This window comes from Acidovorax sp. Root267, assembly GCF_001429215.1.
GTDB classification, from domain to species: domain Bacteria; phylum Pseudomonadota; class Gammaproteobacteria; order Burkholderiales; family Burkholderiaceae_C; genus Acidovorax; species Acidovorax radicis.
Genome location: NZ_LMJC01000001.1, coordinates 965,433 through 978,820, shown reverse-complemented (window position 1 = coordinate 978,820; position 13,388 = coordinate 965,433). Strand labels below are relative to the sequence as shown.

The window sequence follows — 13,388 nt, the reverse complement described above, 5'->3', positions numbered from 1 at the left end:
CGGCCAAGACGAGTCATTCATCACGAGAGCTTGATTCGCAGTCATGTCTCCTTAGGGTGCACGCCGGCTGTTTTTCCTTGAATGCGAACCTGCCTGTTCATGCACAGCCGATGCATCGCCCAAATAGGCTCTCAAGAGTTCCGTTGCCTCCGATGATTCTGTGAGCGGCCTCAGCACGCCCAACGGCTCAAGCAAGTTCAATGGACGGACGTCGAGCTCACACACTTCGCGGGCTTCTATCAGCGGACGTGCAAAGTTGATCGGCAACAGTGTCAATACCTTCTCTGTGCGAAGGACCCGCCATAGCATCGCGGGAGAGCGCGTAACGACTGGGTAGATGTTCGCGGAATGCGGAAACTCGGCCGTCAGTTCGTCAAACCGCGCTCTCGCAGCGGATCCAGTTGGCGTGATCAACCAGGTTTCATCGGCCAGGGCCTGCCATCGCAACGCCTTACGCGCAGCAAGTGGGTGATTGATCCAGCCCAGAACGGCAAATCGGTCATCGCGCAAATGCTCGAACCGCCAGCCCTCCGGGATGACCTGAGGACGCCGGCAAACCACCAGATCGACCTCTCCGCGCGAGATCGATAGCAGTTGGTCATCTCCCTCGCCCTCGACCAAATGGATCGTGATCTTCGGGTGCAGCTCTCCAAAACGCGGCAGCGAATCCACGAGCAAACCGTTCATTGCGCCCACCGAAGCGACGACCCTGACGGTACCCCGTCCGCGATGCTGTCGAGCCGCTACAACCTCAGCGCCTTGCTCGATGCCGAACAGAAGCTGCTTCGCGACGGGCAGCAGGTCCTCGCAAGCGCTTGTGGGACGCACACCACGCGCGTGCCGCTCGAAAAGCCGCGTCTCCAGTAGCTGCTCCAAATAGGCGAGCGTCTGCGTCACGGACGACTGCGTCATGCCGATGGCCTGGGCCGTCCGCTGAAGGCTCCCCAGTTCGGCAAGCTTCAGCAAGACCTGAACGTGCCGAAATTTTCCGCGGGCTAACAGGCGATTGAGTAGGGTGGAGGCTGAGTTCAACAAGGTATCGCAAAGTCTAATGGAAAGTAGCCTTTTTTAATTAGTCAACGATGGCTCGGAACCTCATGATCTGCACATTAAAAACTGCTTGCAGTGCTGCGAGCTACGGAGACAACTTTGAAAAACTTGCTGAAAATTGCCGTCATCGCGTTGACCGCTTTGGTCTCGCCTGTCCACGCACAGGTCTCTGACTGGCCCACCAAGCCAATCAAGGTCATCGTCCCCACCCCGCCCGGAGGCGGCTACGACAGAGCCATGCGTCCGCTGGCGCAAGAAATGGCGTCGATTCTTAAGCAGCCTGTCATTGTCGAAAACAAGGCGGGCGCAGGCAACATCATCGGGACCCAAGCCGGCGCGGTGGCGCCACCCGACGGCTACACCCTGACGATGACTGGCATGGTGACAACCATCGCCCAGGGTATGTACGACAAGGTGCCGTTCGACATCGTTGCCGACTTTTCGCATGTTGCGGCAATTGGCGGTTCCGCTCAGTGGTTAGTCGTCAGCAGCCAATCCGGAATCGATTCGCTTGCCGACCTGATTGCGAAGGCCAAGCGAGACCCAGGCAAGATCAACTACGCCAGCTCTGGGCCCGGGAGCACCGGTCATCTGGTCATGGAGCAATTGCAGAAGGCTACCGGTACAACGTTGACGCATATCCCGTACAAGGGAGGCGCACCAGCGCTACAAGACGTTCTGGGTGGTCAAGTCCAGGTGATGGTCATCCCACCCAGCGGCTCCGTGCAACACATCCAGGCCGGCAAGCTTAAGGTGCTCGCGGTATCAAGCGATAAGCGCAGCCCCGAACTGCCGCAGGTTCCTACCTTCGAAGAGTTGGGCTTCAAGCAGTTGACCGTTGTGTCGTGGATTGGGCTTTCGGTGCCGAAAGGAACGCCTGCTGCTGTCGTGGCCAAGGTCAATGCCGCAGTACGTGAGTCTTTGGCAAAGCCTGAACTGATCAAGAAGCTCGACACGGACGGCCTCGTCGCCATGCCAATGACTCCGGAGCAATTTACACAGCTCGTCAAAACCGACACGGAACGCTGGGGGCAGCTCACTCGCAGCCTCAACCTCAAAGCGAACTGAGCGCAATTCAGGATTTCCAATGCCTTTTGCAGTTTCTCAAGATCGTCGCATTTATTACGAGCGCCACGGGTCTGGACCGACGGTCTTGTTCTTGCACGGCGCTGGATCTAACGCGGCCACTTGGTGGCAGCAGGTTCCGGAATTCTCGAAATCGCATACCTGTTTGACGATGGACATACGGTGTTTTGGGCGGTCAAGCGCACCCGTCAGCGAATTTGTCCTCGCGCATTTTGTTGCTGATGTCCTTGCAGTGTTGGAACAAGAGCGCGTGGACCGGGTAGCGCTGATTGGGCAGTCGCTCGGCGGGATGATTGGATTTCGATTGGCAATAACTCATCCAGAACTGGTCGTGGGTTTCATTGCGTGTGATACCTCCTTAGCGATCGACCACCCTGTGCTTGTGGAGAGTGTTGATCGACGATTCAAAAACGTCTCGGCAGTCAGCATCGAACAACGCTCCTTGGGTGCCTGGTTTATCAAAACCAGCCCGGAACTCGCAGGGTTGTATGCGCAGATCAATCACTTCAATCCAAGTGCACACAGCATTGATGCTGACGCCTGGCGAGAGGCGATGCTGACATTGAACGAACCTGTGAACCTCGCCCCATTGGCAGCCATCGAAAAGCTGCGTTGTCCTACGCTGTTTTTGGTGGGTGCTGAAGACCCCATCGTRCCCGCGCATGTGATGCACGAGCTCTCGCAGGCTGTTCCAGGAAGTGAAGTTTTGGTCCTAGCGGAGGCGGCGCATTCGGCGTACTTCGAAAAACCGGGAGAGTTCAATCGTGCGGTGCTCAGCTTTCTAGCTCGTCGCATCTATGCAGCTGAATCGCAAGCAACTCTGGGGTAGTTTGTTCAATCAGGGTTTGACGGATGCAGGGAATGATCGATCTTTGTTTATCAGCACATTGACCAGTCCAGCATTGGCGAAATCCTTCAAGGATCGCGGTTGCAAGCGGAACAGCATACCTCCCACGTCGCGCTGACCGGCCGTGTTTATCAGCACATTGACCAGTCCAGCATTGGCGAAATCCTTCAAGGATCGCGGTTGCAAGCGGAACAGCATACCTCCCACGTCGCGCTGACCGGCCGCGACCCCATTGAATGGCCGCTTTCGAGCAGATGGAAAGGCGGTTTCGGGCCCTGAGCCGACAGTGGGCATCCCGTCCCAAAAGCGGCCATTGATTCAAAACAGATCAGATTGATCGGCGTCCAAAGCTTTCAGTCGGTGGGCCCAGTCCAGCTTACGGGCACGCTATAGTTTGCTTGCTTTACCCGCAGGTTTTGCGGTCTAAATTACGTTAGGCGCCTCCAGTGCTTTCACCGAATCAAATCGTCGCCAAATTTGAGGCCGTTGATGCTCACGACGACACCGTCGAAGGAATCTCGTTTCATCCTCCGGCAAAACGAGGCGGCAAATCGAGCGTTACGGTCACCTTGTTCCGCCATTGGGAGAACACTTGTCGCCTGGTTACCTTCACCGATTGCGCCAACATTGAAACCATCGTTGACAGCGATGTCCTGAAAGACAACGCCCCAAACAACACATGTTCCTTTGAGGCACGAGCAGATGCCGCTGAAATCGAAGCGCTCATGCGGCGACAGAAGAAAAGCTGGAATGTTTCCTATGAGAAGAGCATCGACCCCTTGCCGAAGAAGCTGACCAAGGCACCGAATCTCGTTCTGTTTCGCATCCGACTCTTCGGTGGGTCTATTGTCATCGTGGCAAAGTCCTTCTCCATAAAGCGCCTAATCCTTCAATCGAGAGGACAAACAACGGTAGGTCAAGCTTGAGTGTTTTTGCCAATGCATAGCCGCCGTTGTTTGCCTCTCATCTCAAACGTTAGGTTTCAAGCGATATGCGCTCGTCTGACGAACAACTAGTAAGGCTTCTGCGGCTTGAAAGGTTGCGCACCTTTCGAAACTGGCTTCTGTGCCTTGGGGTTCTCGCGTTACTAACGGCACTCATGACAACGCGCAACACTGTGGGCAACCCAAAGACCTGGTCTAGCGCCTTCAACGCTTTGTCAGCGTCAGGAGAACTCATTCAGTATGGGGTGTGGGTCGCCGCATTCGGTTGCGCGCTGCTCATGCTTGGAATAGGACTTGCGGTTGTTGTGGCACGACAAGAAAATGACTAACTATCCGGCACTGGTCTCGCGTTCGTCGTACCTAACCATTCGCTCCAGCGGACTGCCTTCCTCAGCCGCTGAACAAAAATTTTGAGCGTCCGCTTTCACCTGCCACCACTGGCTGCTCATGGCCAATAGTACGCGTTCGATGGCCAAGTCTGGATGACGAAAATCGCTGCATATCGGACATTTGCCACAAGAATTAGGGTGATCGCAATCGCCGGGCGAGGGAGCATTTTGACCTCACGGTATGCCCAAGTCGATTGCTCGGCCGCGCGCGTGCAAGCTGAGCATTGGCGCTGTGCCTTTCCTAGTCGTCTTCGCGCACCCGGTACTGCCCCATCAGCGTTTGTTGGACGGCCGGCGGCACGGCCTCGTAGTGCGATAACGCGACGGTGTAGCGCCCCTGGCCGCTGGTCATCGCGTTGAGCCGCGACTGGTAGTCGGCCAGCTCGGCCTCTGGCACCCGACCGCCGATGGCCACAGTGCCGGCCCCCAGGCCCGATGTGCCGGTGACCAGGCCGCGCCGCAACGATAGGTCGCTCGTGACGTCGCCCACGGAATGCTCGGGCACGGCGATCTCGATCTGGACAATCGGCTCGAGCACAGCCGGCCGGGCCTCGCGAATCGCCGCCATGAAGGCATTGCGGCCGGCGGTCGCGAAGGCGATGTCCTTGCTGTCCACGCTGTGGTGCTTGCCGTCGTACACCACGACGCGCACATCGACCACTGGGTAGCCGGCGATCGCGCCGCACGCCAGCACCTCGCGCACGCCTTTTTCGACGGCGGGGATGAACTGGCCCGGGATCGTGCCGCCCCTGACTTCGTCGGAGAACTCGAAGCCCGCGCCGCGCGCGAGCGGCTCGATGCGCAGGAAGACTTCGGCGAACTGGCCGGCTCCGCCGCTCTGCTTCTTGTGGCGGTAGTGGCCCTCGGCCGGCGCGGTCACAGTCTCGCGGTAGGCGATGCGCGGTGGCCGCGTCTGGACCTCGAAGCGGTAAACCTCGCGCAGGCGTTCGAGCACGATGCGCAGGTGCAGCTCGCCAAGCCCGTAGAGCACCGTCTCGTTGGTCGCGGCCACATGCTCGATGCGCAGGCATGGGTCTTCGGCTACGAGCTTGCCCAAAATCTCCCAGGCGCGCTGCTCGTCGCCATGCCGCTTGGGCTCCACGGCCAGGCCGTACACCGGCACCGGGAACGGCAGCGGTGCAAGATGCACATGGCTGTCTTGCGCTGCATCGTGCAACACGGCATCGAAATGGATCTCCTCGACCTTGGCCACCGCCACGATGTCGCCCGGCGCCGCGTGCGACACCTCAACATGGTCCTTGCCCTGGAGCATGAACAGGTGCCCCACCTTGAAGGGCTTGCGGCCGTCGCCGATGTAGAGCTGGCTGTCACGCGTGACCGTGCCCTGGTGCACGCGGAAGATGCCCATCTTGCCGACAAAGGGGTCTATCGTGATCTTGAACACATGCGCCAGCACGTGCAGCGTCGGGTCAGGCTTGGCCTTCATGGGCATGGCCTGTGCGCCTTCGCCAACGATGAATTCCGGCGGGTTGGCCTCGGTCGGGTCGGGCAGGAGCTTGACGATCACGTCCAGCAGCTCGGCCACGCCGGCGCCGCTGCGCGACGAGGTGAAGCAGACCGGGATCAGGTGGCCTTCGCGCAGCGCCTGCTCGAGCGGCGCGTGCAGCTCGGACGGGTCCACGTCGCCTTCCTCGAGGTAGCGATCGACGAAGGCCGCGTCGACCTCGACCACCTGCTCGACCAGTGCGCGGTGCGCTGCTTCGACGGGGCCGAAGTCGGAGCGCCCGAAGCGGTTGAAGAAGCAGTCGATCACCTGCCTGCCGACCCCGTCCGGCACGTTCAGCGGCAGGCATTCGCGGCCGAAGGTCGCCTGGATGTCGGCCAGCAGGCCGGTCAGCGAGACGCCCTGCGCGTCGATCTTGTTGACGATGATCATGCGGGTGAGGTGGCGCGAGGCTGCGTAGTCCATCATGCGCACCGCCATCGGCTCGATGCCGGTGGCGGCATTGATGACCACCGCCACCGTTTCGACTGCCTCCAGCGCGGGCAGGCTCTGGCCGAGGAAGTCGGGGCCGCCGGGCGTGTCGATGAGGTGGATGCGCGTGGCGGCATGCGTGAGATGCATCACCGAGGCATTGAGCGAATGCAGCATGCGGCGCTCGAGCGGGTCGTGGTCGCTGACGGTGCTACCGCGCTCGATGCTGCCGCACGCCCCGATGGCACCCGCCTTGTACAGCAAGGCCTCGGCCAGCGAGGTCTTGCCGGCGGCCGCGGCGCCCACCAGCGCCAGCGTTCGCACTGCTTTCATTTCGGCCGCGAGGCCGTTCGATCGGCTTGGCATGGCTGGACTCCTTTGCACGTCCGGAAGGCCGGCCCGGCGGCCCGCATGGGCTCGGGCGTTGCGTGTGGACGTCGAGGCAGCGTACGGGATTGACCGCGCTGATGCAAGTTGATTGCGCCGCCGATTTCCAGTACCTGACCGGCATGCGTGCCGCGTTAACCTCCCCTTGTTGCCAGCGTGCAGAGACATGGGCTCACGCTCAAGATGTCTCAACAACAACGCTCTGAACCCGTCATGACCACTGTCACCGTCGACTCTGTATGCCATTGCCGGCGACCGGTCATCGCGCTCGATATGTGTCGAGGGCTTTCAACGACTGCACTGCGGTCGTCACCGTGAATTGACGGAGCGCACACCACCGGTGGTAATCGCTGCAAAGTTGCCGCCTGGAATTCTGGCGCCCGTTCAAGGTTGATTGCTGAACCGCCGGGTTTGAACTGACCCCCAGAAGTTGGACAGCCCCAGCGGTTGCGGGAAACCGCCGCCGGATTGAGCTACTCGTTTTCGATCCTGTATCGATCAAACTGGGTGAGCGCTATCACCACTGCCAGTGCCCCCGCCACGCCGGCCAGGGGGTGCAGCACAAAGGTCACCACGGGCACCAGCAGTATCAGCTGCCGAAGGCCCCAGCTGTAGAGCAGCCCGGCCTTGCGCACATAGGCGCTGCCGGCGGCGGCCCAGCGCTGGCGCTGGGGGGCGCCCACAGGCATGCCACCGATGAAGCCAGCGTGGTGGTAGTAGCGCACGGCCATCACCGAGGCAACGAGCGACGCGAACAGCAGGCACAGCAGCATCAGCTCCATCGCCAGCCGGGGCGTGAAATGCGGCCACGCGGCAGTGCCAGTGGCGCCCTCGCCGAGCGTGGCGTGCAGCGCGGGGGCAGTGAGCGACAGTGCGCCCATGAGGCCCAACACAGCGGTGGATGCCGTCATGGTGGCCGACATCAGCGAGTTGCGCAGCGTCTGCACGGCCAGGATTTCGGAGCCGGGCTGTGCCGAAATGGCCGCAAACCAGTCCTCGCGCAGCGAGGCGTGGGTGGTGTGCGCCAGCCGCCCGGGGGCCCGCCGCTGTACCGCGGCCAGCCAGCCTTCATACGCCGCAACCATGCCCAGGGTGAAGATGGCGGCAAGCCAGGGGTTGGTGGTCATGGCGTTGACGCTCGCTCAAGCCGTGTGGGATGTGTTGCGGGCCGCCTTGCGCATCTCCAGCCATTCAAAGGCGCCCATGCCCGCCAGCATGGCCAGCACGAACACCACGGCCTTGGGCTCGCCTGTGCCCAACGACACGACGGCTGGCCCGGGACAAAAGCCCGCGATGCCCCAGCCGGCACCGAACAGCAGGCTGCCCAGCACCAGGCGCCGGTCGATGTGGCGCGCGGTGGGCAGTTGCATGGGGCCGCCGAACACGCTGGTGCTGCGCTTGCGGGCCACGGCGAAGGCGACCACGCCCACCAGAATGGCGCCACCCATCACAAAGGCGAGCGAGGGGTCCCACTGGCCGGCCAGATCTAGAAAGCCGAGCACCTTGCCCGGGTCGGTCATGCCCGAGATGATGAGACCCAGGCCAAAGACCAGGCCGATGCCGAATTCAGAAATGCGTTGGAGCTTCATGGGTCAGTCCTCTTGCGATCAGGCCAGCAGGTGGCGAATGGCATACACCGTGGCAAAGCCCGCGCCCATGAAGGCCAGCGTTGCCACCAGAGAGCGCGGCGACAGGCGCGATAGGCCGCACACCCCGTGGCCGCTGGTGCAGCCCGAGCCATAGCGCGTGCCCACGCCCACCAGCAGCCCGGCCAGCACCACCATGCCCCAGCTGGCGTCGATGCGCACCTCCGTCATACCCACCGTCAGCCGGTAGAGCAAAGGCGCAGCCAGCAAGCCCAGCGCGAAGGCCATCCGCCACGCAGTGTCATTGCCGCGCGGGGGCAGCAGGCCGCCCAGGATGCCGCTGATGCCCAGGATACGGCCATGCAGCAGCACGAAGGCGGCAGTGGTCAAGCCCAGAATCAGGCCTCCCACCAGGGCCGTCCAGGGGGTGAAGTGGTTCCAGTCAATCTGCATGGAAAGCCTCTTTGGGGGCACAGAATTGTTCAAAAAGGGTCTGCATGACGGCCAGTGCCTGGGGGCTGGCGATCTGGTAATGGATGTTCTTGCCTTCGCGGCGGGTGGTCACGAGCCCCTCGTCGCGCAGTACGCCCAGTTGCTGCGACAGCGTGGGCTGGGCGATGCCCACCAGCGCCTCCAACTCTCCTACGCGCTTTTCTCCCTCCGTGAGCTGGCACAGCAGCAAGAGTCGGTCAGGGTTGGACAGCGCCTTCATCAGCCGGCAAGCGCTATCTGCCGAGAGGCGAAGGCTTTCCAGGTCCATGGTGGTAGTGATTTGGGCCTGCATGAGGACTCCATAGGTTGCGGGGTGGGGTGTTGGCCGATAGTTTATTGACTAACAAACTATATGTCAATAAACTATAAATATCTTAATTGAATTGCGAGGACACACATTCCCATGCAACAGCCAGACAAACCGCAACTTGAGGTTCAAGCCTTCTTCGACCCCGCCACCTGGACTGTGACCTATGTGGTCTTCGACCACCCGGGTGGGCACTGCGCCATCGTGGACCCGGTGCTGGACTACGACCCCAAGGCCGGTCGCATACGCACGGTATCGGCCGACAAGGTGGTCGACTTTGTACGCACGCAGCAGCTCAGCGTGCAGTGGATTCTGGAAACCCATGCCCATGCCGACCACCTCACGGCCGCGCACCACCTGCGAGAAGTGCTGGGCGGGCAGATTGCCATTGGCGCGGCCATCACCCAGGTGCAAAAGGTGTTCAAGGGCATTTTCCATCTGGAGTCCGGTTTTCATGCCGACGGCGCACAGTTCGACCACCTGTTCGCCGATGGTGAGGCGTTTCGCATTGGCAGCCTGCAGGCTCAGGCCCTGGCGGTGCCGGGCCATACACCGGCTTGCATGGCCTACCAGGTGGGCGACGCCGTGTTCGTGGGCGACACTCTGTTCATGCCCGACGTGGGCACGGCGCGCTGCGACTTCCCGGGCGGTAACGCGCACACGCTGTACCAGTCCATCCGCGGGCTGTTGGCCCTGCCGCCTGCCACTCGACTGTTCATGTGCCACGACTACCCGCCCGGCGGCCGCGAGCCCGCCTGGCAAACCACGGTGGCCGCGCAGCGCGCAAGCAACATTCACGTGCATGACGGCGTGGGCGAAGACGACTTCGTCGCCATGCGCACCCGCCGCGACGCCACGCTGGAGATGCCGGCGCTGATCCTGCCTTCCGTGCAGGTCAACATTCGCGCTGGTGACCTGCCGCCCAAGGATGACAACGGCGTGGCCTACCTGCGCATACCGCTCAATGCGCTGTGACCGTCCGTCCCCCCAAGCTCTGCATATTGCACGCCCACACGGAGAGTTCTGACCATGAAAACCGCGCACGACCTCGAGCCCTGGGTCGCATGCGCAAAACCCGCAGGGATTTTCAGCTGCTTGCAGAGGCATGGACGCAGCAACAAAAAAGGCTCCCAACGGGAGCCCAGTTTGCTTGGCTTCAGTGCGGGATAAAAACACTCCCCATNATCCTTCGCCTCTGATCGCGGATCCAAGGACGCGCAGGGGTTGCGAGGMTTTTCAGCTGCTTGCAGAGGCATGGACGCAGCAACAAAAAAGGCTCCCAACGGGAGCCCAGTTTGCTTGGCTTCAGTGCGGGATAAAAACACTCCCCATGGCAGCAGCACCCGCGAAGTGCCGCCACCATGGGAAGGCCCGCAACTGCGTCAATTACATGGCGCTGAATTCGCCAGAAGAGATCTGGCCGGTGCGCAGGGCTTCAGCAGCCTGGGCACGCACCGCAGCGCGGTCAGCGGTGGACTTGTAGGTCACCACACGCGAGCCAGCAGGCTCGATGGAGCGGGTCTGTGCCACGGTAGCGGCTTCAGCAGCCACTTCAGCACGGGTGCGGTTCGTGTCGAACTTGGTGGCGAACTGCGAAGCATCGGCTTCGTCAGCCTGGGCACCGAAGGAANCCACACGCGAACCAGCAGGCTCAATGGAGCGGGTCTGTGCAACCGTAGCGGCTTCAGCAGCCACTTCAGCACGGGTGCGGTTCGTGTCGAACTTGGTGGCGAACTGCGAAGCATCGGCTTCGTCAGCCTGGGCACCGAAGGAAGCGAAAGCGGCTACAGCGGCGATGGAGAGGAAACGTGCGGTGTTGTTCATGATGAAAATCCTTGAAGTTAAAAAAGCGTCTCAATAAAAGCCGGGACAAAAACCGTTCTTGAACCGGGTTCGGTGAGTCGCCTTGCGGGTTCGGCTCATCGATGGGTTGAACTGTACGCCGCTGTTGTTCAGAGAAAAACCACGGACAAAAACCGTTCTTGAACCGGGTTCGGTGAGTCGCCTTGCGGGTTCGGCTCATCGATGGGTTGAACTGTACGCCGCTGTTGTTCAGAGAAAAACCACTCAGTCGCAAACTAACTGTTCCAGTATTGAGAACAATCGTTCAGAGCCCTCCAGAACTCTTTGGCATTGGCGAGGTGTCTTTGTGTTCGCCGGGTGGCAACTTGCCGCTGCGTAGCAGCGCCTTGTCGGACCAGGGTGCGTACTTAACCCAGGGACAAAGGGGCGGTCCCCGGGGCAGTCTACAAATGGGCAAGCGCGGGAAGCGGCTGGGTGCCCCGTGGGGGCCTCCTTGGGTTCATCCTGCATGCGCTTTCTTAAAGAAAGCTGTATATTTATACAGCTTTATAAACACAGGAAAAGCACAGCCATGCAAGTCATCGAATCCACCTACGTTGTCACCCTGCGCGACTATCCCGAGGAGCTCCCGGCCAAGGAGCACATGGCAGCGGAAACACGGTACGCCAAGGCTCTGGAGAAGCAGCTGGGCGGCCCGGAGCAGGTCGCTGCGGCCCTGGACACCATGCAAAGCCTGGAGGAGTCCCCGCCGGAGGTGGTGTCCCCAGGAGATCTCACTTTGCTCAAGGCCTGGGGCAAGGCCAGTGTTGCCGCCAAGCAGGCGGGGTTCCGGGATCTGGGGGACGGGGATGGCGCGTACTTTGAAGTGCGGCTGGTATGAGGGTTGAGATCACCTACCGCTGGCGTGTGAAGTCGCCGGAGGGCAGGTGGTTCAACAACCGACATGTGGCATCTGAAGAATCCATGCGCAGGCAATCTCTACATGCCACAGCAGTGGCGGGTTCGCGCGGCGGAGGATTCAACCGGCCGTTGCAACACACTCACCACCGCGTAGGCGCCCAAAGCGCTGCGCACTGTGATCAGCCCGCTGAGGGCTTGGTATTGCGTGTTACAAAGCGGCCCGCCCGTGCACCAGTGGCCCGCTCCGTATGGGTGTAGCTCAAGGTACCGTTCACCCACACCTGTTCAATGCCTTCGCTGAACTGCTGGGGCTGCTCGAAAGTGGCCAGGTCGCGCACGCGCTCGGGGTCAAACACCACCACATCGGCCATGTGCCCTGCCTGCAGCAGGCCGCGCCCGTCGAGGCGAAAGCGCTGGGCCGACAAGCCCGTCATCTTGTGCACGGCCTCTTCGAGCTGCAGCAGGCCCTTGTCACGCCAGTAGCAGGCCAGCACGCGCGGGAAGGCGCCCCACAGGCGCGGGTGCGGGCGCTCGTCGTGCGGCAGCCCGTCCGATCCAATCATGGACAGCGGGTGCGTTATCACGCGCTCCACATCGTCCTCGCGCATCTGAAAGTAGCAGGCCCCGCCGGGCTTGAGGCGCACGGCGGCCTCTTGCTGGGGCACGCCCCACTCGCGCGCAATGTCGGCCAGGTAGCGCCCGGCCATCTCGGGGTGGGGCTGGCTGCCGGTGATGAGGATGTCGATGATGCCGTCCACCAAGTCTTCGCGCAGTACGGTGGAGCCGGCGGTGTAGGGGTACACGTCCATCGCAATCTCCTGGCCCTGTGCCAACTGGTCGATCAGTGGCAGCGTCTCGCGCGTGCGGCCCCAGTTGGCGGGCCCGGCGCATTTGTGGTGCGAGATGACCAGCGGCAGGCCTGACTGCCGCGCGGTGAGTGCGGCCTCTTGCAGCGCAGGCAGGATGCCCGCCAGCTCGTCGCGGATGTGCGTGGCATAAACGCCGCCGTGGCGCGCCGCGACTGAGGCCACGGCCACCAGTTCTTCCACATCAGCGGCATAGGCCTCGCTGTAGAAGATGCCCGACGACAGGCCCAGCGCCCCGGCGGCCATGGCTTCCTCCATGTCGGCGGCCATGGCCGCGCGCTCGTCGGCGGTGGCGGTTTGCCTCAGGTCGGCCAGGTGGCGCATGCGCAGGGCCGTGTGGCCCATCAGCGCGGCCACGTTCACGGCGGGCTGGGCGGCGTCCACGGCACGGGCGTAGTCGGCCATGCTGGCGTGGCGAAACTGCAGGCGCCCCAGCAGCGAGAGCGGGGCCAGCGGGCTGTCGGTGACCACGGGGGCCAGCGAAATGCCGCAGTTGCCCACGATGACGGTGGTGATGCCCTGCGAGAGCTTGGGCAGCATGGTGGGTGCGTCCAGCACGGCGGCGTCGTCGTGCGTGTGCACGTCGATGAAGCCGGGGGCAATCACGCGGCCGGTGCAGTCCACCTCGGTGAAGTGTTCGCAGGCCCGGGCACGGGCCAGGGCGGCGGGGTCGATCTGGCCCGGCTCGGCCAGGGCGGTGATGCGGTCGCCTTCAATCAGCAGATCGCCCACCCAGCCGGGGCGGGGCGTGCCGTCCACGATGCGGCCATTGCTTAGCAGCGTTGCATGCGCCAT

13 protein-coding genes and 1 pseudogene are annotated in these 13,388 nt (G+C 62.0%); 5 read left to right on the top strand and 9 right to left on the bottom strand.

Features of this window, described 5'->3' with window-relative positions; translation table 11 throughout:
- Window positions 1–51: 51 nt before the first annotated feature.
- On the bottom strand, window positions 52–1,032 hold the full coding sequence (locus ASE39_RS04300; RefSeq protein ID WP_282434118.1) for a LysR family transcriptional regulator: 981 nt from the start codon (window positions 1,030–1,032) through the stop codon (window positions 52–54).
- A 117-nt stretch (window positions 1,033–1,149) separates the two neighbouring features.
- Here ASE39_RS04300 and ASE39_RS04295 point away from each other — a divergent pair, with 117 nt between their 5' ends.
- Together ASE39_RS04295 and ASE39_RS04290 are read left to right on the top strand one after the other, a co-directional pair.
- Window positions 1,150–2,118, top strand: a complete 969-nt coding sequence (locus ASE39_RS04295) for a tripartite tricarboxylate transporter substrate binding protein (protein ID WP_057270269.1) — start codon at window positions 1,150–1,152, stop codon at window positions 2,116–2,118.
- 19 nt (window positions 2,119–2,137) lie between these two features.
- Entirely contained in the window at window positions 2,138–2,965 is an 828-nt protein-coding gene (locus ASE39_RS04290) for an alpha/beta hydrolase (RefSeq protein WP_082615316.1), read from the top strand.
- 9 nt (window positions 2,966–2,974) lie between these two features.
- Here ASE39_RS04290 and ASE39_RS26215 read toward each other — a convergent pair whose 3' ends face one another.
- Window positions 2,975–3,181 carry a hypothetical protein gene (locus tag ASE39_RS26215; RefSeq protein ID WP_140426674.1) on the bottom strand — a complete coding sequence of 69 codons (207 nt, stop codon included), beginning with the start codon at window positions 3,179–3,181 and terminating at the stop codon, window positions 2,975–2,977.
- Window positions 3,182–3,429: 248 nt separating this feature from the next.
- Here ASE39_RS26215 and ASE39_RS26210 point away from each other — a divergent pair, with 248 nt between their 5' ends.
- A complete protein-coding gene (locus ASE39_RS26210) occupies window positions 3,430–3,909 on the top strand; it encodes a hypothetical protein (protein WP_140426673.1) in 480 nt (159 codons plus the stop codon).
- Between the two features lie 648 nt (window positions 3,910–4,557).
- Here ASE39_RS26210 and fusA read toward each other — a convergent pair.
- The 5 genes from fusA to ASE39_RS04265 form a co-directional block, all read right to left on the bottom strand.
- Complete coding sequence (gene fusA / locus ASE39_RS04285; RefSeq protein WP_057270267.1) at window positions 4,558–6,618, bottom strand: elongation factor G; 2,061 nt, start codon at window positions 6,616–6,618, stop codon at window positions 4,558–4,560.
- A 494-nt stretch (window positions 6,619–7,112) separates the two neighbouring features.
- Window positions 7,113–7,766, bottom strand: coding sequence for a DUF599 domain-containing protein (locus tag ASE39_RS04280; protein WP_057226070.1), 654 nt, complete (start codon window positions 7,764–7,766; stop codon window positions 7,113–7,115).
- A gap of 15 nt (window positions 7,767–7,781) precedes the next feature.
- Window positions 7,782–8,228 (bottom strand): YeeE/YedE family protein, encoded by a 447-nt coding sequence (locus tag ASE39_RS04275; protein WP_057226073.1) that lies wholly within the window; start codon window positions 8,226–8,228, stop codon window positions 7,782–7,784.
- Between the two features lie 18 nt (window positions 8,229–8,246).
- The gene (locus ASE39_RS04270; RefSeq protein ID WP_057270266.1) at window positions 8,247–8,678 is read right to left on the bottom strand and encodes a YeeE/YedE family protein; all 432 of its coding nucleotides are present in this window, start codon (window positions 8,676–8,678) and stop codon (window positions 8,247–8,249) included.
- Window positions 8,668–9,009, bottom strand: a complete 342-nt coding sequence (locus ASE39_RS04265; RefSeq protein ID WP_010466601.1) for a metalloregulator ArsR/SmtB family transcription factor — start codon at window positions 9,007–9,009, stop codon at window positions 8,668–8,670. The genes ASE39_RS04270 and ASE39_RS04265 overlap by 11 nt, the downstream gene beginning before the upstream one ends.
- 111 nt (window positions 9,010–9,120) lie before the next feature.
- Between ASE39_RS04265 and ASE39_RS04260 the strand changes: the two genes are divergently transcribed.
- The gene (locus ASE39_RS04260; RefSeq protein WP_057270265.1) at window positions 9,121–9,999 is read left to right on the top strand and encodes an MBL fold metallo-hydrolase; all 879 of its coding nucleotides are present in this window, start codon (window positions 9,121–9,123) and stop codon (window positions 9,997–9,999) included.
- 411 nt (window positions 10,000–10,410) lie between these two features.
- Here ASE39_RS04260 and ASE39_RS27035 read toward each other — a convergent pair.
- Window positions 10,411–10,654: pseudogene (locus tag ASE39_RS27035) on the bottom strand (DUF4148 domain-containing protein); the annotation flags it as partial.
- Between the two features lie 744 nt (window positions 10,655–11,398).
- On the opposite strand from ASE39_RS27035, the gene ASE39_RS04250 reads away from it, so the two are divergent.
- A complete protein-coding gene (locus ASE39_RS04250; protein WP_057226079.1) occupies window positions 11,399–11,707 on the top strand; it encodes a hypothetical protein in 309 nt (102 codons plus the stop codon).
- Window positions 11,708–11,906: 199 nt separating this feature from the next.
- Here the strand turns inward: ASE39_RS04250 and ASE39_RS04245 are convergent, their stop codons facing one another.
- Entirely contained in the window at window positions 11,907–13,388 is a 1,482-nt protein-coding gene (locus tag ASE39_RS04245; protein WP_057270263.1) for a D-aminoacylase, read from the bottom strand.

What these genes read in the sequence shown, in the direction of transcription:
- ASE39_RS04280 (WP_057226070.1), bottom strand. Translation starts at nt 7,766, where the DNA reads ATGACCACCAACCCCTGGCTTGCCGCCATCTTCACCCTGGGCATGGTT.
- fusA (WP_057270267.1), bottom strand. Translation starts at nt 6,618, where the DNA reads ATGCCAAGCCGATCGAACGGCCTCGCGGCCGAAATGAAAGCAGTGCGA.
- ASE39_RS04265 (WP_010466601.1), bottom strand. Translation starts at nt 9,009, where the DNA reads ATGCAGGCCCAAATCACTACCACCATGGACCTGGAAAGCCTTCGCCTC.
- ASE39_RS26215 (WP_140426674.1), bottom strand. Translation starts at nt 3,181, where the DNA reads ATGCTGTTCCGCTTGCAACCGCGATCCTTGAAGGATTTCGCCAATGCT.
- ASE39_RS04260 (WP_057270265.1), top strand. Translation starts at nt 9,121, where the DNA reads ATGCAACAGCCAGACAAACCGCAACTTGAGGTTCAAGCCTTCTTCGAC.
- ASE39_RS04245 (WP_057270263.1), bottom strand. Translation starts at nt 13,388, where the DNA reads ATGGCGCATGCAACGCTGCTAAGCAATGGCCGCATCGTGGACGGCACG.
- ASE39_RS04250 (WP_057226079.1), top strand. Translation starts at nt 11,399, where the DNA reads ATGCAAGTCATCGAATCCACCTACGTTGTCACCCTGCGCGACTATCCC.
- ASE39_RS04275 (WP_057226073.1), bottom strand. Translation starts at nt 8,228, where the DNA reads ATGAAGCTCCAACGCATTTCTGAATTCGGCATCGGCCTGGTCTTTGGC.
- ASE39_RS04270 (WP_057270266.1), bottom strand. Translation starts at nt 8,678, where the DNA reads ATGCAGATTGACTGGAACCACTTCACCCCCTGGACGGCCCTGGTGGGA.